Here is a 17,481-nt window from a genome sequence, read left to right on the forward strand (position 1 = left end):
GGTTCCTCCTTTCACATTTCCGGGTCCAGTCTCGGGGGTACGGGACGGTCGGTATAAGCCATCATTTCGTCTATGTCTCCGGGGAAGGGTTGGAAAGAAAATTGCGGATTCTCTTCTAGGTATTTCATTGCATAGGCCGCATAGGCGGCCACGCCGTAGGGCAGCGCGTCCGTATCCAAGTCAAACTGTGGATTGTGGAGCCCCTGGGTCGTCCCCTTCTCCGGGCAGCCGGTACCCAGCAGCCCCATCATGCCGGGGTAGTAGCTGCAGAGCACGCCGAAACTCTCCGAGCTCATTTCCGGCTCCTTTTCCGCGATCTGCGTGATCTCGGGAAACACTTCCCGAAAAGCGCTCCGCGCCAAAGCCGCAGCCTCCCGGTGGTTGAGCTGTGCCATGCTGGGACCGGTGAAAACCCCAAACTCCGCCTGACAGCCGTACAGGTCGGCGTTGGCTGTAATGATCTGGCGCAGTTTTTTCTTAAATCGGCTTCCGGATTTCGAATTGTAAAACCGGCAGGTGCCCTTGAATTCCAGCCGCTGCGGAACGATGTTTCTCTTTGCGCCGCAGTGGACACTTCCAATATTTACAGTAAGAATATCCTGCGGAGGAATGCACTTCATTCGGAAGGTATTCAGATCGTTTGCAATGGCCACGAAGCAGTCCAGAGGGTTATTGGCCAGATCCGGCCGGGAGCCGTGGCCGCCCGTCCCGGTAAGGGCAATTTCAAAGTTTACGTTTCCTGCATGTCCGGGACCTTCCTCCAGCCAGATAGAACCGGTAGGCAGGTCGGGAGCCACATGGAGACCGACGCAACTGTCGATTCGGATCTTCTTACTTTGGATGTACTTCAAAATATAATAGTAGTTGCAGCCGCCCTCTTCGCCGCGCTCAAACAGCAGATAAACTCTGCCTCGAAGGGTGGCGTCACCCTGGCGCAGTTGCTTCAAAACGCCGGCCGCACCGAGCAGCATGGCCATGTGGGCATCGTGGCCGCACATATGGGACACACCGGGCACGGCGCTTTGATAGGCCCTCGAAAATGTTCCATTGGTTTCAGACTCCTGTATGGGCAGCGCGTCGCAGTCCGCCCGTAACAAAACATGGGGGGCGTCCGGTGCGTTGGCGTCAGCCCAGTCCAGATGTGCCAAAATACCTCCATCGGGGATCACCGTAAAAGGGATGTCGCTCTTTTGCAATTGAGCCGCGATGGCGGCCATTGTGGACTGTTCTCTGGCGGAAAGCTCGGGTGCGCAGTGAAAATATTTCCGCAGCGCCAGAACCTCTGTCTGGCAGGCCAGACTCAGTTCTCGAATTTTTTCAGCTTCCATAATACCTCCCTCGCCCGTTTCCGGGGCGGAACCTCCCGCGGAATGGGCGGGTTTTCATCGACAGAAAAAGAAAACGGAGTGTTCAATGGATTCTGAACACTCCGAATGTCTTACGATGTGATCGGTATGATATTCTGATTGTTGCAGACCTGTTAAGCTTTTGCAACGCCTTTTTTCTTGTCCTTGGCGGATTTGATCATGGGAATAACGATGAACGCCAGGGAGATGACCAGCAGCGCACAGCTCAAGGGTCTGGTCACGAAAACAGCCAAATTGTTGTGAGAGAACACCATGCTCTGAATCCAGTTGCTTTCCATCATCTTGCCGAGAATGGAGGCAAGGATGAGGGGAGACTGCGGAATGTGGAACTTGTTAAAGAAGTAGCCAATCAGGCCAAAGGCGATAATCACATAAATATTGAAGATGTTGTTCTTAACAGCAAAGGCGCCGGTGACACACAGAACGATCACAATACCGCTGAGGATCTCCCGCTTCATACGCAGAACAGCGGTGGCGAATAGACTGGTGTAGCCAATAGCCAGAGGCAGCATGATAATGTTGGACAGCAGGAAGCCCAGCACGATCATGTAGGCCACATCAGGAGTGTTGTTGAACAGTGCGGGGCCGGTACGCAGACCCTGAATGGTCAGCGCGCTGAGGAACAGTGCTGAGGAAGAGTTGCCGGGAATACCCAGGGACAGCAGCGGCACCATGGAGGAGCCTACAACGGAGTTGTTGGCGCATTCGGGAGCGGCGATACCCTGAGGCACACCGGTACCAAATTTCTTGTTGGGATTACTGGTGACCGCTTGGTTATAGGCCATAAAGATGGCCATAATCATGCCGGCGCCGGGGACGATGCCAATAATGTTGCCGATGACGGTGGACTGTGCCCAGGTAGGAAGCAGTTCCCTGCATTCCTTCCAGTTGGGCAACTCCACCTTGGTTATCTTATTCTTTTGTTCCTTTAGGGCGGCGATAATCTCGTTGCCGTGGAAGCTCTCAAACAACTCCATAATGGAGGTGATACCAAACAGACCGATCAGCATGGGCACCAGAGAGATCCCGTCCTGCAGGTACATGTTGCCAAAGGTAAAGCGGGCGGAGCCGGTCTGGGGGTCCATGCCGATACAGCCGATCAGCAGGCCAAAGGCAATGGCAATGATGCTCTTGCCAACGTTCTCACCGGCCATACCCACGACGGAGGCAAAGCCCAGAACCGTCAGCATGAAGTATTCGGGAGGGCCGAAGCGCAGGGACTGCTGTGCCAGGAAGGGGCACAGGGTCAGAAGCACAATGGCCGACACCATGCCGCCAACCCAACTGGACATGGTGGCAATACCCAGAGCCTTGCCCGCACGGCCCTGCTGCGCCATGGGGTAGCCATCAAAGGCGGTAACGGAAGCGGAAGCCGTTCCGGGGATCTTTAGAAGGATAGCAGGGATAGAGCCGCCGCAGGCGGAGGCACAGTAGATACCGATCAGCAGGCCCATAGCCAGCTCCGTATCCATACCAAAAGTCATGGGCATCAGGACCGCCATGGTGATGGAGTCATTCAGACCGGGCAGAGAGCCGACCATCAGGCCAATAATGGTACCTAACAGGATACCGATCAAAGCGGGGGCAGAGCACAGGGCGCCCAGACCCGCAACAATGTTATTCAGCATACTAAAATCCCCCCGTTAAAAATCAAGGAAGAGCATCGGAAGGGGAACCTTCAGAATGATCTTGAAGAGCACGAAAATAACCGCGACCGCGATGCAGGCGCACAGGCCGATCACCGGCAGTTTCCGATAGTTCAGCAGCAGCATGATGCAGGCGCACAGCAGCAGCGTGGGAATGATGTAACCGATTCTGGGCAGCAGGATGGTGTACAACAGAATCATCAGCAGCAGAAGCAGCGCCTTCTCTACGCGCAGACCTTCAAAGTGAGTCGTCTTTTTCTTGGTGACCAGGATTTGAAGAATTGTAACAGCCACACCGATCAGCATAAGAACGGCACAGATTCGGGGAAATGTAGCGGCAGATTTCGGCTTAATGGACTCGGCCTTTATCAGCACAAAGATTCCAAGCGCGGCCATTACTACAGGCAGGGATAGTTCAAGAAGAATATCCTTCTTTTTCATATGCAATCCTCCAGGGATAAACTCGTGCGGAATCGGGCGTCGCCGCCCCCAACCGGAAGCTAAAAAGCTTCCTGTTGGGGGCCTTGCCAATCAATCACTGATTCATGAAAGCGACAACGTCGGCTAGGGCCGCGCTGGCATCCCGAGCGTACTGCTGGAACTCTTCAGCACCCATGTACAGATAGGGGATTCCAGCCTGCTCCATGGAGTCGATGAAGGCCTGAGACTGAGCGACCTCTTCAAAGACGTTCTTCAGCGTTTCGAACTCAGCGTTGGGAACGCCGGCGGGGCAGGCGAAGCCACGGAAGGCGCCGTCAACCAGGGGAACGCCGCACTCGGTATAAGTGGGTACATCGGGGACCTTGTCAGAACGCTCGGACAGAGCAATGGCCAGAGCCTTGACGGTACCGTCGTTAATGGCGTCAATGATCTCGCCTAGGGGGAAGATAGCGGCGTCGGTATGGCCGCCGATCAGCTCCTGCTTCTGGGTGGGAGCGCTGTCGCAGTGGATGTAGGCAAAGTCGGCGCCGGTAGCCATCTGGATCTTAACACCATCGAGGTGATGGGCGGTCATAGCCCCGGAGGTAGAAACGTTGATGGTCTTCTCCTTGGCGGCGGCGATCAGCTCTTCAAAGGTGTTGTAGGGGGAGTTGGCGGGAACCAGAATCACTTCGGGATCGAAGCAGACGCAGGCAAGAGGCTTGAAATCCTCCAAGACGAAGTCCACTTCCTTCAGCTGGGGGTTGTTTACGACGGAGCTGGTGTAGGCCAGCAGAGTGTAGCCATCGGGAGCAGAGTTCTTAACGGTGGTCTGACCAACAGCGCCGCCGCCGCCGCTGACGTTCTGCACGATTACGGAGTGACCATTGAAGCTCTTGCCGATGGCATCGGTCATCAGGCGGGTGGTCAGGTCAACGCCGCCGCCGGCGTCGTAGGGAACGACCATAGTGATGTCCTTGGTGGGAAACTCAACGGGAGCAGTGCTCTCAGCGAGAGCGCCGCTCGGAGCAGGAGCAGGAGTGCTTGCAGGGGGCTTGGCGCCGCATCCGGAAAGGACAGAGATAGCCAGAACAGCAGTGCAAGTCAGTGCTAGAATTCTTTTCTTCATAGTCTTTCTCCCTTTTTATTTTTTTACAAAGCCTTAACGGCATTTGTAAGTCGATGGAGCGCTTCCTCGACCGTGGAACGAGGAGCGGCGATGTTCATACGCGCATAGCCCTCGCCCTCGGGGCCGAAGGACATACCGCTGTTAAAGCCTAGCTTGGCAATTTCAACCAGCCACTTATCCAAGGCTTTCTGACTTTCAAATCCCAGACCGCGGCAATCCAGCCACAGGAGATAGGTGCCTTCGGCGTGGGTGACTTCAATTCCGGGAACATCCTTCAGGGTCTGCTCCACCAGATCCCGGTTCTTTTCCAGATAGGCCACGAGCTGATCCGCGTAGTAATCGCACTGCTCATAGGCAGTATAGAAAGCAATGGTACCGCAGATGTTCTCGCCGATGGCCTTATTGTTCACCAGCATCTCGTGAACGGCGCTCTTCAGAACAGGGTTGGAGGCAATAAACGCAGCCGTCCGGAAGCCGGGCACGTTAAAGGTCTTGCTGGGGTTCATAAAGGACACGGTGATCTCCGCGAATTCAGGACAGATGCTGGCGAAGGGGATATGCTTATGGCCGCTGTAGACGACATCCTGATGAATCTCATCCGCAATGACCGTCACATGATGCTTGATGCACAGCTTGCCCATACGGGTCAGTTCTTCTCTGGTGAACACTCGCCCGGTGGGGTTCTGGGGGTTACAGAGAATAAATAGCTTGGTCCGATCATCGCTGAGCATCCGCTCCAGTTCTTCCCAGTTGACCTCAAACCGGCCGTTCACATTCACCAGAGCGTTGCGCAGCAGATGCCGGCCATTGTGATCGGACAGATCCTTGAAGGGCGGATAGCAGGGAGTCTGGATCACGATGTTGTCACCGGGCTGGCTCAGTGCCCTGACAGCACAAATCACACCGCCGATTACACCGGGAGAGTACTCAACCCAGGACGGATCTACATCCCACCCAAAACGAACCTTCTGCCATCTGGCACCGGCCTTCTTCAGCCGCTCGCTGTTGAAGGTATAGCCGTAGACGCCCTCCTGCATACGGGCCACCACAGCGTCAACGACAGGCTGGGGACACTTGAAATCCGTGTCCGCAATCCACATAGGGATTACATCCGGTCCGTACTGGCTGTACTTCTTGGCGTCGGTTCCTCTGCGTTCGACATATTCATCGAAATCATGTACCATTTCCACAGTTACCACCTCTGTAATTTCCGCTGTTCAGCATATAGTCCGCAAGGCAGCTTGTATACTAAATTTACTTTCTACCGAAGCCTCGTATTTTAATGCCCAGGGAATGTTATCCTCAAATTTGCTGCCATGCAGTTTACAGGCTTTGGCGGTGACGGTGGTTTCATATTCAAGCTTGTCATTCAGGATGTCCTTCCTTGTTTTTTTCCAAATTTTTCTCTTGGCCCGCTTTTTGGTATACCATCGTTGCAACTATACCACCTCAAAGCTATGGTTGTAAAGGTGTTTCTGTTTATTTCTACATTTTACCCAATTTTTTCAATGCATTTTTTGAGGAAACCACAAAATTCGTGTTCTATCTTCCATTTCATTTTTCGGTATGCTATAATTCTAATGGTATACCAATAAAGTGGTTTTCCCATCTGCAGCGCGGTGGCGACGAGCAGCAGGGCCCTCTCCCATTGCCGCACCCCATTCTTTGCTTTTTGGCCCAAATTGGAATGCCACGCGCCGTTTCCCCGCCTCCGTTCCCGGCGGCATCATATCCTGAACATGTTAGAAAGAGGTCAATATGCTTACACAACAGCTTTCTGATTTCCTTCACGGCCTGCGCTATCAGGACCTCCCTGAGCAGGCCGTGGACAGCGCCAAAATGTGTGTGGAGGACCTGATCGGCGTGGCTTTTGCCGGCTCGGTCCTGCCCCAGGGCAAAATCTGGAGGCGTTACATTTCCCAGCAGCCCCAGCGCCCGGAGGCTACCGTCTGGGACGGCCGCCTGAGCCGTTTCTCCTGCGAGAACGCCGCCGCGCTGAACGCCGCTTATTCCCATGTCATCGACATGGATGACGTCCATAATTCCTCCATCACCCACCTGGGCGTCGTCACCATCCCCACCGCCCTCGCCGTCGGTCAGAAGCACCACAGCTCAGGCCGCGAAATCCTGGCCGCCATCGCCGCCGGCTATGAGGCCGGCGCCCGCATCGGCGAGGCGATCAACCCCGGCGCCTATCACTACTGGCATACCACGGGAGTGGTGGGGAGCTTCTCCTCCGCGGTGGCCGCCGGCAAGCTGTTGGGTCTGACCCCCGAGCAGTTCCTGAGCGCTATGGGCTCCGCCGGCACCCAGTCCGCGGGCCTCTGGCAGTTCATCCAGGACGGCGCCATGAGCAAGACGCTCCATACCGCCAACGCCACCCTGTGCGGCATCCGTTCGGCGGAGCTGGCCGCCCTGGGCTTTACGGCCGCGCGTGACATCCTGGGCGGCGAGAGGGGCTTCCTGGGCGCCATGACCGCCGACCATCACCCCGAGGCCCTGACCCGCGGCCTCGGAAGCCAGCCCTATCAGATCCAGACCAATTCCTTCAAGCCCTACGCCTGCTGCCGTCACACCCACTCTGCCGATTATTGTGTAGAGCTGCTGAAAAAGAAATACGCCCTGGACCCGGCGCGCATCGTCCGGATCACCGACTACACCTATCAGGTGGCCAAGGACAACGTGGATGCGCCCGCCCCCGCCACACCCTACGGTTTCAAATTCAGCGTCCAGTACTGCATCGCCGCTGCCTTCCTCTACGGCAGCCTGACCGACGAGGTGTTCTCCGCCGACAAGACCAACGCCCCCGCCGCCCGCGCCCTGATGGACAAGGTCACCGTGGTGGTGGACCCCGCCCTGGAGGGTCTGTATCAAGCCGACCACAACCAGTGGCCGCACCGGCTGGAAGTGGAGCTGGACGACGGCACCCGGCTGATCCAGCAGATGGAATACCCCTTTGGGGACTTCAACAACCCCTTTACCTGGGACGACGCCCACACTAAGTTTTTTGCCGTGACCAAAGGCATCCTTCCGAGGGTCGAGGCAGAGGAACTCACCCGCCGCATCGCCGCTCTGGAGGAACTGAACGATATCAACGACCTTTTCTCTCTCCCCTGTGCCGCCGTCGTCTGACGGCCCGCCGGCTGATCGGTCCGCGTGGGTATACCATCACTATCCTCACAGAATGACCGTATCCGATCGGAACATCGGAGAAAAGGAGTGTAGTTTATATGAATCCCAATGAGGAACTGATCCGCGCATCCGTCCACGACGCCGTTATCCGTGCCGTCACGGAGATCTCGGCGGACGCCAAGGGCCTGCTGGAAGACGCGCTGGCCCGTGAGACCAACGAGACGGCCAAAAGCATGCTCTCTTCCATGGTGGAGAATCTGTCCATCGCCAAGCAGGCCGACAAGGCGGTATGCCAGTCTCCCGGTTACCCCACCGCCTGGCTGACCTACGGGGACGAAAATATGCCTCACTGCGTCAAGGATGCCATTGCCGGGGCCGTGGCCGAGGCCACCAAGAAAGGCTATCTGCGCCCGAGCATGGTGGACCCGTTGACCCGCGTCAACTCCGGCAACAACACCGGCAAGGGCGTGCCCAACATCGAGTATGAATATGTCCCCGGCCAGAAGTATGTGGATTTCATCATCAGCTTCAAGGGCTGCGGGGCGGAGCTGGGCAACGCCATGCAGATCATGACCACCGCCAAGCTGGGCAAGAACCTGTCCGGCCTGAAGCGCTTCATTCTGGAGACCGCCATCAACGCCGGCGGCAAGCCCTGCCCCCCCTACGGCATCGGCATCGGCATCGGCGGTCAGATGGACGTGGCCGCCAAGCTGAGCCGCAAGGCCATCTCCACCCGCCGCTGGGACGATGTGAATCCCGATCCCGAGCTGGCCACCCTGGAGACCGAGCTCAAGGACGCCATCAACTCCCTGGGTCTGGGCGCCGCCGGCACCGGCGGCGACACCGTCTGCCTGGCCCTGAAGATGGAGCGCGCCCACACCCACACCGCCATCGCCCCGGTCTGTATCAACTTCCACTGCTGGGTCGCCCGCCGGGCCGGCATCCGAATTCATGATGACGGACACGTGGAAAAGCTGTTATAATTGGGAGCGAAAGGAGATTGCATCATGGCTACCTATCATCTGTCCACCCCTCTGCAGGAGGAGGATATGCGCAAGCTGGTCATCGGCGACGTGGTCTATCTGACCGGCCACATTTTTACCGCCCGTGACATGGCCCACCTGAAAATCCGCGGCCTTCTGGAGGAGGGCCGGCCTCTGCCCAAGGACTTCACCGGCGCCGCCGTGTTCCACGCCGGACCCGTAGCTCTGAAGAACGAGGACGGCTCCTGGCGTCTGAACGTCATCGGCCCCACCACCTCCATCCGCATGGAGCCCTACGCCGATGTGGTGGGCAAAATGGGCATCCGGGCCGTCATTGGCAAGGGCGGCATGGCCGAGGACACCGTCCGGGCCTGCAACGCGTATGGATATGTCTACCTGCAGGCGGCGCCCGGCTGCGCTGCCAAGCTGGCCCAGGGCGTGGAGAAGATCAACGACGTGACTTGGTTCGAGCTGGGCATGCCGGAGGCCATCTGGGACCTCCAGGCCAAGGAGTTCGGCCCCCTGGTGGTAGGCATGGACACCCACGGCGGCAGCATCTACGCCAGCCTGAAGCAAGCGGCCTTCGAAAAAATTGACGCCCTTTATCCGGCGTAATGTAAGGAGAGATCACACAATGGAATACCGCATCGAGCGCGACAGCATGGGTGAGATGCAGGTCCCGGCGGACCGCTACTGGGCGGCCCAGACCCAGCGGAGTTACCAGAACTTCAAGATCGGCACCGAAAAGATGCCTGTGGAGATCGTCCACGCCTTCGGCATTTTGAAGAAGGCCGCCGCCATGGCCAACCACGGCCTTGGCAAGCTGGACGACGCCAAATTTCAGGCGATCTGCGCCGCCTGCGACGACGTGATCGCCCACAAGCTGGACGACCACTTCCCCCTGGTGGTGTGGCAGACGGGCTCCGGTACCCAGAGCAACATGAACGTCAACGAGGTGGTGGCCAACCGCGGCAACGAGATTGCGGGCGGGAAGCTGCTCCACCCCAATGACCATGTGAACATGTCCCAGAGCTCCAACGACACCTTCCCCACCGCCATGCACATCGCGGCTGCGGTGGAACTGGAGGACAAGCTCTTCCCCGCGCTGGATGCCCTGGCGGCCACCTTCCGCCGACTGGAGGCGGAAAACGCCGACGTGGTGAAGTCGGGCCGCACCCATCTTCAGGACGCGGTGCCCATCACCCTGGGCCAGGAGATCAGCGGCTGGCGGAATATGCTGGAGAAGGACCGGGCCATGCTGGAGCTGGCCCTTCCCGGCCTGCACGAGCTGGCCCTGGGCGGCACCGCCGTGGGCACCGGCCTCAACGCCCCCGCGGGCTTTGCCGAGGACGTGGCCAAGGCGGTCAGCGAGCTGACCGGCAAGCACTTCGTTACCGCCCCCAATAAGTTCCACGCCCTCACCAGCAAGGACGAGCTGGTCTTTGCCCACGGCGCTCTGAAGGCGCTGGCCGCCGACCTGATGAAGATCGCCAACGATGTGCGTTGGCTGGCCTCCGGCCCCCGCTGCGGCCTGGGCGAGATCCGCATCCCGGAAAACGAGCCCGGCTCGTCCATCATGCCTGGCAAGGTCAACCCCACCCAGTGCGAGGCGGTGACCATGGTGGCCGTTCAGGTCATGGCCAACGATGTGGCCGTGGGCCTGTCTGCCAGCCAGGGCAACTTCGAGCTCAACGTGTTCATGCCGGTGTGCATCTACAACTTCCTCCAGTCCGTCCGCCTGCTCACCGACTGCATGACCTCCTTTAACCAGAACTGTGCCCAGGGCATCACCGCCGACCGGGAGAAGTGCCGTCACAACCTCTACAACTCCCTGATGCTGGTCACCGCCCTGAACCCCTACATCGGCTATGACAACGCCGCCAAGACCGCCAAGCTGGCCCACAGGGAGAACATCTCCCTGAAGGAGGCCTGTGTGAAGCTGGGCTTCCTGACGGCGGAGCGGTTCGACGAGGTATTCCACCCCGAAGAGATGGTGTAAGGCCCCGCCGCCAAACTCCACCCACATTGAGAAAGGAAGCATCGACTCATGGATGAAATCAGTCAGAAGTCTCTGGACCTCCACTATGCCCTGCACGGCAAGATCGAGGTCATCGCCCGGAAGCATGTGGAGACCCGGGAGGACCTGTCCCTCCTGTATACCCCCGGCGTGGCCCAGCCCTGCCGGGAGATCCAGGCCGACTATGACAAGTCTTTCGACCTGACCCGCCGGAGCAATCTGGTGGCCGTCATCACCGACGGCTCCGCCGTGCTGGGTCTGGGCGATATCGGTCCCGCGGCCGGCATGCCCGTCATGGAGGGCAAGTGCGCCCTCTTCAAGGAGTTTGGCGACGTGGATGCCATTCCCCTGTGTGTGGACACCAAGGACGTGGACAAGCTGGTGGAGACCATTGCGCTCCTCTCCAAGAGCTTCGGCGGCATCAATCTGGAGGACATCGCCGCGCCCCGGTGCTTCGAGGTAGAGCGCCGCCTGAAGGAGACCTGCGACATCCCCGTGTTCCACGACGACCAGCACGGCACCGCCATCGTGGTGGCCGCCGCCATGCTCAACGCCATCAAGGTCACCAAGAAGCAGATGGGGCAGGTGAAGATCGTCATCAACGGCGCCGGCGCTGCCGGCATCGCCATCGGCAAGCTGCTCATCCAGATGGGCTTCGGCAACGTGGTGATGTGCGACATCCACGGCATCATCTGTGAGGGCGACGCAGGACTCAATCCCGGCCAGGAGGAGATCTCCCATATCTCCAACCGAAACCATGAGCACGGCACCCTGGCCGACGCGCTGAAGGGGGCCGACGCCTTTGTGGGCGTGTCCCGGCCCGGCCTGGTCACCGCCGAGATGGTGGGCACCATGAACCAGGGCATCGTCTTCCCCATGGCCAACCCCGTGCCTGAGATCATGCCCGACGAGGCCAAGCGGGGCGGCGCGGCGGTGGTGGGCACCGGCCGCAGCGACTTTCCCAACCAGATCAACAACGTGCTGGTCTTCCCCGGCGTATTCAAGGGAGCTCTGATGGTCCGGGCCACCGACATCACTGAGGGCATGAAGATCCGGGCCGCCCACGCGCTGGCCGACCTGATCCCTGCCGATCAGCTCTCTCCCGAATATATCATTCCCTCCGTTCTGGACAAGTCGGTGGCCGAGGTCGTGGCCAAGGCCGTGGCCGACGAGGCCAAGGAGCAGGGCATCGCCCGTATCCGCTGAAGCATCGAATAAGGAGGATCTCACCATCCACATCGCCCCAATGAAGTTTTCTGATGGTCTGCCTCCCAAGAAGCATTTCTCTATGCGAGGGCAATTTCATCCATGCTGCGCCTTTACGGTATCCTATCAGCCGGCCTTCCGCCCTTCCCCGGTCCCATGCCAAAACATATCCGTAAGTTTTCCGTCGGTTTTTACGGCCTTCTCCCTTTCTTTTCAAGAAAAAGTATGGTATACTTTTAAAGATTGATTTTGTTTGAAAAAATATGTTGAGGATGTGATCCGGTATGGGAACGCCCGCGAAAGCCAATGGAGGTGGCGGTCGTTATTATGAGCACGTCATTGACAGTATCAAGGGCATGATTGCCCGAGGCGAACTAAAGTGCGGAGAAAAGATCCCTTCGGAACGGGATCTGGCCGAGCGGTTCAACGTCAGCCGGGTTCCAATCCGGGAGGCGCTGAAGATCCTGGAATACATGGGGATTCTGGACAGCAGCCGAGGAGACGGCACCTATGTGCGCAACATCACCGTCGAGGATCTGATCGGCAAGATGGACTTTGCGGTCACGGCCACGGCGGACACTCTGATGGATCTGCTGGAGCTCCGAATCAGTCTGGAGACCTTTGCCGCTTATTATGCCGCCCTGCGGCGCACCGACGAGGATATCGACGCCCTGCGGCAGACCATTGTGGACATGCGGGAGGCTAAAAAGCTCCCTCATATGGACGATGCCGGCATTCAGCACCTGCGGCAGCTCTCTCATCAGTTCCACCGCTGTCTGGTGCATGCGGCGCACAATTCGGTGCTCTCCAGCGTCTATGAGAACCTTTACGAGCTGTTGGATATCTCCCGCCAGTTTACCACCAACAGCAGCGGCTTCTCCTACAACTCTATTCTGGCCCACGAAGCGGTCTTCAACAAAATCATCCAAAAGGATGCCGAAGGGGCCAGAGAGTCCATGCAGGAGCATCTGGCCGACGTGCGTATCAATCTCTCCACCAAGTTGGCCGAGGCCGAGGCGGAAGAGCTGCTCCACGCGACCCCGGCGGGCTGACCGCCTGTCCCGGCATTCAATTGGTTCCGTCCTGTACCAAAAAGGGCGTTGTTTTCGACAGAAAACAACGCCCTTTTCTGTTTTGGACCGTGCCGAAACGGCTTTGCTATCAAAACGACGCAGAGTGGAAAGTAGAGCGGGAGGCCGAACAACAGAAACAGGCATGACAAAGGTGGGAACATCTGAAATGATGTTCCCACCTGTTTTACTTATTCAGTAATCGTTATCTTTACGACAATCCCTCAAGAAATAAATGCACACACCAACTGAGTAATGTGTTCTCATGACACAGTTCAATCGAACATAACCGCCTCAGCTAAGTCTTGATTGGTATTTAATATTTCTGGGTCTACAATAGACACCGGAGCATTACTCTTCACTCTTTCTGCTCCTGTGATATCCCATCCGCCGCCAGCAACAGCTTCGTTTGTATTCACCATTACTTCCATACCACTATACATGAATCTTAACCAACCTTCTGCAGTTGGCGTGTCTTCTCCAAAGTACTCATAATCGTCGACACCGATCAGGGAGAAGAAATCTTGAAAGGACATGTCATCTTCCATGTCTGTAAAAAGTATGTTTGTTGTTGTTATAAAACCAGCGCATTTTATCTGGTCTTCACATTCGTTCATGGCCTTTTCAAAATCACCGCTCTGTCCTCCAAAAAAGAAGTAAACATATTCCGCCCCCTGTTCCCCAAAACATGCAGCAGCACTATCTGGGAATCCATCTAAACTTACAATAAATTCGCCTTCAGGATGCTCATTTTTTAATTCACTAAGTGTTTTTCCAATGTCATTAAAAAATTCAGGTGTGCTTGTATCACTGTCGATAGGGGCTACAGGTGCGCAAGCAGAAACTGTGAATGATACAAGCAAAAATATGATTGCAATGACTACGTTTCGTTTCATATTAACCTCCATACTGCGATATCATACTGCTAATGTAACATTTGTGAGGAATTTCTTGAAGTAAATCTATAGACAGAATGATGTATTATTGAATGAATTATAACAAGAATCACGACAAAAAACAACGACGCAGAGTGGAAAGTAGAGCGGGAGGCCGAACAACAGAAACAGGTATGATAAAGGCGGGAACATCTATAACGATGCTCCCGCCTTGTGCTGTCTTACCTAAAAGGAGGGGGTGTCTTATGCCCATAATACGAAAAAACGGGCCGCCAAATCAGCGTTTGAAAAGCCAAGCGATAAAAGACCAGCCGCAGACAAGAAGGATTAGTATAAGGCCCAAAATGCCGAGCATTCGAGAGATAAAACTATCTTTTGGCAGGTCAATAAAAAGGAATGCGAAAATCATGGATAAATTGCAAAAAGGATGCCAGTACATCTTATATGCAAAGCGATAGGAGTGTAATCTATCAGGCGCAGGTAATTTTAGGTTATAACCGATTGTGATTAAGAAGAAAAGGAGCGGTACTCCCAATAACAGTACACTTACTGGAAATACAATAAAAGATGCTTGCCGAAGCACCACCCAAAGCAACAGCGTGAGAAAAGTAATAAAGTCGAGGTATTTGGATACTTTCCAATATTTTAACTGTTTGCTCATTGCACCTCTCCTTCAAAGTCACTTTACTAAATGCGCCATCTCCGCTTATGACACACAAAGTAAATTCTAATTTGTACACCTAATGCGTACCATCCTCTGTTTTTGAGTAAATTATAGCATTATTCCAAAAAGCAAGCAAGGGCGGAAACTCATATTCCCGCCCTTGCTTGTCATAGCACATTTTCAATAGAAATGATAAATCCGAACACATTACCCACTTGGATAATGTAGTTCGGATTATCATTGTTTGGTCGGAGTGTAATTATAGGATCTGGAAAAACCCAGTCATATCAATGGTTTGTAAGTTGTCAGCAAGAGGTTTTTATCTATGTTACTTTTTTAGGTAAATCTGCGGAAAGTTTTTGTCTTTAATTTTGAGGTCTTGCCTAATTGCTTTTACTATATTAGTGAGGAACTCATCGTGAAAATCAGTTTCTTTCCCGACTGCCTCATTTTCATACTGCAATATACTTTTTACTACCTCTTCACTTCCTACAATAAGCAGTTTGTCACGATGATAAGTATATTTTGAAATGGCATCTCTGCTACTATTGTTCGCTGCAAGATTATGTAAAGATTCGATATATGAAATATAGTGTTCTTCTTTCAGTTTTCTTAACTGAAGCATATTGCTGTTTTTATTCGAGAGAATTGCTCCGATAACAGCTACTATAACAGCAGATATTGCACCAAGAACAGATATTATTATTTCCATCAGATACCACCTCAAGATAAGAATACCATATTCTTGTAGGCTTAGCCAGCAAATTTTTTTAAGAAAACAAAAAGGTGAGTCCTATAAGAACTCACCTTTGGTCGGAGTGTAATTATAGGATTTCAGAAAACGCAGATATATCAATGGTTTGCTGGCAGTCGGCAAGAGGTATTTATTCTAAAAGATTAAAATTTAGAGGCATTCCGCTCAAGAGTGAATTTGAGCGGAGTTTTCCGCAGGTTTGAGGGGGAATTTACCACCTCACCAAAACTTGCAGTCAGAATGCTTGCATCCTCCTCTAAACCAGAGCGAATGAGCGCCTCAAGTAGCAAAACAATGTTAAATCATTAAGTAACAATATATATTTTTTGAAGATGTTCACGCAATTCGTTGTTTAATGCTTCCACGTTCTTTTCAATCGTTTCAAACGACTGCTTGTCAGAGTCAGTAACTCTCTCAGCTAAAGGTATTTTTCCATCAAGATAGTCCTTAAAACGCTGCTGATAATTCCAAAATTGTGTCGTTGTCAGTTCAATTATCTCTTTATATTTTTCGTAGATGTTTTGTGGGATAAAAGCAGCGTTTTCATATAATAGCTCTTGCAGAGTGGCAGCTTTGTCAACCATTTTTGTGTATGTTCTGATTTCTTCTGCAACTTTCTCCCGATGGTTTTCCCCTTCTTTTTTAGGGTAATGCTTTTCTTCAATCGTTGTATATAGAGTGCTGATAAACTCAAACATTCCTTTTGATAGTTTGCGATATACCTCAAATTCAATATCGAACTGAACCTTCGTTACATATGAACGCTGGGTTAAACCTGCTTTATAGGCTTCAAGCTCTTTATCAATGCGTAATTTGTATTTTTGCTCAAGACGTGTTGCAATTTTATTAGCAAGAAAACTTGAAACAGACATGATAATTGCGCCAGCACCACCCATACTGAGGATTATTAAACCCACAGTTTCTAACAGATTTTTCAAAAGAATACCCCCTGCCATTTGTTTATTATTAGAACTAATTATATACTATAATGTTATAGAAAGCCACTTGCTCTGCAAAAAAATCACCGCCCAACAGGACAATGGGCGGCGTTTTCATATATAACACCATGAAGGGAGGTCACTTCCACCCAGCCAGTCTGCGGACTGGCTTTTTCATGCCACGAAAAGGAGGTTTGCAAATGGCAGATGATAAGAAAAATATTCTGGAGACAGCTCCGCCCGTCGAGGCTCCCGCTCCTGCGGTAGAAAATGCCGTTGTGCCGAATCAGCCCGCTCCCGAGCCTGCGCTGACCGATGCAGAGACGGTCATGCTGGAACACGAGGGGCAGGCGGCACTCTTTGAAATGGGCGAGGCCATGCCTGATCCCGCTGACGCTGTTACTCACGCCGAGGTGGAGGAGCCTGCCGCTCCCGAAGTCTCCAAGGCTGAAAAGGAACAGGAGCAGCCGCCCACTCCCGTCAAGGATGCCCCTACCCCGGCACATTCCGGCAAGGCGGTGGATTTTGCCGCTGCCCGTGACGAGGCGGCCAAGGAGGAGAAAAAGGCGGTCAAGCAGAAGCCGTCTACCGAAAAGGACAAGGCCGCCAAGCCCGGCAGAGGCCGTCCGCCCAAGGAGGGCAAGGCTGCTTCCGATAAGGCAAAGCCGCCCAAACCTCGGGACAAAAAGTCCCAAAGTAAGCCCGTCCCGGAGAAGCCTGCCGTGGATAAGGGCGGCGCTCCCGCTGGCGCGGAGATTACGCCGGAGCCGTCTGTGCCCCGTGACGCCACCCGTGCCGAAAAAGAGGAGATCGTCTATCTCAATCTGTCTGACCTGCATCCGTTCAAAAATCATCCCTTTGGTGTCCGGGACGATGTGGAGATGCAGGGGCTTGTGGAGTCGGTTAAGGCGGCGGGCGTCAATCAGCCCGCGCTGGTGCGTCCCCGTGAGGATGGCGGCTACGAGATCATCGCAGGCCACCGCCGCCAGCGGGCAAGCGAACTTGCCGGATTTGCGAATATGCCGTGTATCGTCCGTAACATGACGGACGATGAAGCCATCCTTGCCATGACGGATGACAACCTCCGCCACCGTGAGCGTATTTTGCCCACGGAAAAGGCGCAGTCGCTGAAAATGCAGGTGGAGGCCATCAAGCACCAAGGCTCCCGTCCCGGTGAGGAGGACAAGGACGCAGGAAAACGCTCCACGCAGGTCGTGGGAGATCGTAACGGCATGAACTACAAGCAGGTGCAGCGGTAT

Annotated in this window: 16 protein-coding genes; 7 read left to right on the forward strand and 9 right to left on the reverse strand. The window is 54.6% G+C overall.

Translation table 11 applies throughout. The features are described 5' to 3' along the window. Window positions 1-11 precede the first annotated feature (11 nt). The 5 genes from B3H64_RS01805 to B3H64_RS01825 form a co-directional block, all read right to left on the reverse strand. Window positions 12-1,328 carry a M20 metallopeptidase family protein gene (locus tag B3H64_RS01805; protein ID WP_050617705.1) on the reverse strand — a complete coding sequence of 439 codons (1,317 nt, stop codon included), beginning with the start codon at window positions 1,326-1,328 and terminating at the stop codon, window positions 12-14. Between the two features lie 152 nt (window positions 1,329-1,480). Beyond that, window positions 1,481-2,995: a tripartite tricarboxylate transporter permease gene (locus B3H64_RS01810; protein ID WP_286732455.1), complete on the reverse strand. Its 1,515-nt coding sequence runs from the start codon at window positions 2,993-2,995 to the stop codon at window positions 1,481-1,483. Between the two features lie 15 nt (window positions 2,996-3,010). Beyond that, window positions 3,011-3,454 (reverse strand): tripartite tricarboxylate transporter TctB family protein, encoded by a 444-nt coding sequence (locus tag B3H64_RS01815; protein WP_050617704.1) that lies wholly within the window; start codon window positions 3,452-3,454, stop codon window positions 3,011-3,013. A gap of 94 nt (window positions 3,455-3,548) precedes the next feature. Beyond that, the gene (locus B3H64_RS01820) at window positions 3,549-4,400 is read right to left on the reverse strand and encodes a tripartite tricarboxylate transporter substrate binding protein (RefSeq protein ID WP_050617703.1); all 852 of its coding nucleotides are present in this window, start codon (window positions 4,398-4,400) and stop codon (window positions 3,549-3,551) included. A 185-nt stretch (window positions 4,401-4,585) separates the two neighbouring features. Further along, a complete protein-coding gene (locus B3H64_RS01825; RefSeq protein WP_286732461.1) occupies window positions 4,586-5,746 on the reverse strand; it encodes a MalY/PatB family protein in 1,161 nt (386 codons plus the stop codon). 574 nt (window positions 5,747-6,320) lie between these two features. On the opposite strand from B3H64_RS01825, the gene B3H64_RS01830 reads away from it, so the two are divergent. The 6 genes from B3H64_RS01830 to B3H64_RS01855 all read left to right on the forward strand — a co-directional run bounded on the left by B3H64_RS01830 (window position 6,321) and on the right by B3H64_RS01855 (window position 12,952). Then, on the forward strand, window positions 6,321-7,694 hold the full coding sequence (locus tag B3H64_RS01830) for an MmgE/PrpD family protein (RefSeq protein ID WP_050617700.1): 1,374 nt from the start codon (window positions 6,321-6,323) through the stop codon (window positions 7,692-7,694). A 98-nt stretch (window positions 7,695-7,792) separates the two neighbouring features. Next, window positions 7,793-8,677: a fumarate hydratase gene (locus B3H64_RS01835; RefSeq protein ID WP_286732464.1), complete on the forward strand. Its 885-nt coding sequence runs from the start codon at window positions 7,793-7,795 to the stop codon at window positions 8,675-8,677. Between the two features lie 24 nt (window positions 8,678-8,701). Beyond that, window positions 8,702-9,292, forward strand: a complete 591-nt coding sequence (locus B3H64_RS01840) for a FumA C-terminus/TtdB family hydratase beta subunit (protein ID WP_050617698.1) — start codon at window positions 8,702-8,704, stop codon at window positions 9,290-9,292. A gap of 19 nt (window positions 9,293-9,311) precedes the next feature. Next, window positions 9,312-10,676 carry a class II fumarate hydratase gene (gene fumC, locus B3H64_RS01845; protein ID WP_050617697.1) on the forward strand — a complete coding sequence of 455 codons (1,365 nt, stop codon included), beginning with the start codon at window positions 9,312-9,314 and terminating at the stop codon, window positions 10,674-10,676. 48 nt (window positions 10,677-10,724) lie between these two features. Then, on the forward strand, window positions 10,725-11,900 hold the full coding sequence (locus B3H64_RS01850) for an NAD(P)-dependent malic enzyme (protein ID WP_286732467.1): 1,176 nt from the start codon (window positions 10,725-10,727) through the stop codon (window positions 11,898-11,900). 284 nt (window positions 11,901-12,184) lie between these two features. Then, window positions 12,185-12,952, forward strand: a complete 768-nt coding sequence (locus tag B3H64_RS01855) for a FadR/GntR family transcriptional regulator (RefSeq protein WP_286732468.1) — start codon at window positions 12,185-12,187, stop codon at window positions 12,950-12,952. Window positions 12,953-13,245: 293 nt separating this feature from the next. Here B3H64_RS01855 and B3H64_RS01860 read toward each other — a convergent pair whose 3' ends face one another. The 4 genes from B3H64_RS01860 to B3H64_RS01875 all read right to left on the reverse strand — a co-directional run bounded on the left by B3H64_RS01860 (window position 13,246) and on the right by B3H64_RS01875 (window position 16,222). Further along, a complete protein-coding gene (locus tag B3H64_RS01860; protein WP_286732470.1) occupies window positions 13,246-13,866 on the reverse strand; it encodes a hypothetical protein in 621 nt (206 codons plus the stop codon). Window positions 13,867-14,143: 277 nt separating this feature from the next. Further along, complete coding sequence (locus B3H64_RS01865) at window positions 14,144-14,527, reverse strand: hypothetical protein (RefSeq protein ID WP_050617693.1); 384 nt, start codon at window positions 14,525-14,527, stop codon at window positions 14,144-14,146. A 331-nt stretch (window positions 14,528-14,858) separates the two neighbouring features. Then, window positions 14,859-15,242 (reverse strand): hypothetical protein, encoded by a 384-nt coding sequence (locus B3H64_RS01870; RefSeq protein WP_050617692.1) that lies wholly within the window; start codon window positions 15,240-15,242, stop codon window positions 14,859-14,861. A 347-nt stretch (window positions 15,243-15,589) separates the two neighbouring features. Beyond that, entirely contained in the window at window positions 15,590-16,222 is a 633-nt protein-coding gene (locus B3H64_RS01875; RefSeq protein ID WP_286732473.1) for a hypothetical protein, read from the reverse strand. Between the two features lie 200 nt (window positions 16,223-16,422). On the opposite strand from B3H64_RS01875, the gene B3H64_RS01880 reads away from it, so the two are divergent. Continuing rightward, the coding region (locus B3H64_RS01880; RefSeq protein WP_286732476.1) for a ParB/RepB/Spo0J family partition protein at window positions 16,423-17,481 on the forward strand (1,059 nt) is incomplete at its 3' end.

Source organism: Intestinimonas sp. UBA1698 (genome assembly GCF_002320075.1).
Classification (GTDB): Bacteria; Bacillota; Clostridia; order Oscillospirales; family Oscillospiraceae; genus Intestinimonas; species Intestinimonas massiliensis.

Excerpts from the sequence above, each read along its gene's own strand:
- B3H64_RS01805 (WP_050617705.1), bottom strand. The coding sequence starts at position 1,328 with ATGGAAGCTGAAAAAATTCGAGAACTGAGTCTGGCCTGCCAGACAGAG.
- B3H64_RS01850 (WP_286732467.1), top strand. The coding sequence starts at position 10,725 with ATGGATGAAATCAGTCAGAAGTCTCTGGACCTCCACTATGCCCTGCAC.
- B3H64_RS01825 (WP_286732461.1), bottom strand. The coding sequence starts at position 5,746 with ATGGTACATGATTTCGATGAATATGTCGAACGCAGAGGAACCGACGCC.
- B3H64_RS01865 (WP_050617693.1), bottom strand. The coding sequence starts at position 14,527 with ATGAGCAAACAGTTAAAATATTGGAAAGTATCCAAATACCTCGACTTT.
- B3H64_RS01860 (WP_286732470.1), bottom strand. The coding sequence starts at position 13,866 with ATGAAACGAAACGTAGTCATTGCAATCATATTTTTGCTTGTATCATTC.
- B3H64_RS01820 (WP_050617703.1), bottom strand. The coding sequence starts at position 4,400 with ATGGTCGTTCCCTACGACGCCGGCGGCGGCGTTGACCTGACCACCCGC.
- B3H64_RS01835 (WP_286732464.1), top strand. The coding sequence starts at position 7,793 with ATGAATCCCAATGAGGAACTGATCCGCGCATCCGTCCACGACGCCGTT.
- B3H64_RS01870 (WP_050617692.1), bottom strand. The coding sequence starts at position 15,242 with ATGGAAATAATAATATCTGTTCTTGGTGCAATATCTGCTGTTATAGTA.
- B3H64_RS01840 (WP_050617698.1), top strand. The coding sequence starts at position 8,702 with ATGGCTACCTATCATCTGTCCACCCCTCTGCAGGAGGAGGATATGCGC.
- B3H64_RS01815 (WP_050617704.1), bottom strand. The coding sequence starts at position 3,454 with ATGAAAAAGAAGGATATTCTTCTTGAACTATCCCTGCCTGTAGTAATG.
- fumC (WP_050617697.1), top strand. The coding sequence starts at position 9,312 with ATGGAATACCGCATCGAGCGCGACAGCATGGGTGAGATGCAGGTCCCG.
- B3H64_RS01810 (WP_286732455.1), bottom strand. The coding sequence starts at position 2,995 with ATGCTGAATAACATTGTTGCGGGTCTGGGCGCCCTGTGCTCTGCCCCC.
- B3H64_RS01830 (WP_050617700.1), top strand. The coding sequence starts at position 6,321 with ATGCTTACACAACAGCTTTCTGATTTCCTTCACGGCCTGCGCTATCAG.
- B3H64_RS01855 (WP_286732468.1), top strand. The coding sequence starts at position 12,185 with ATGGGAACGCCCGCGAAAGCCAATGGAGGTGGCGGTCGTTATTATGAG.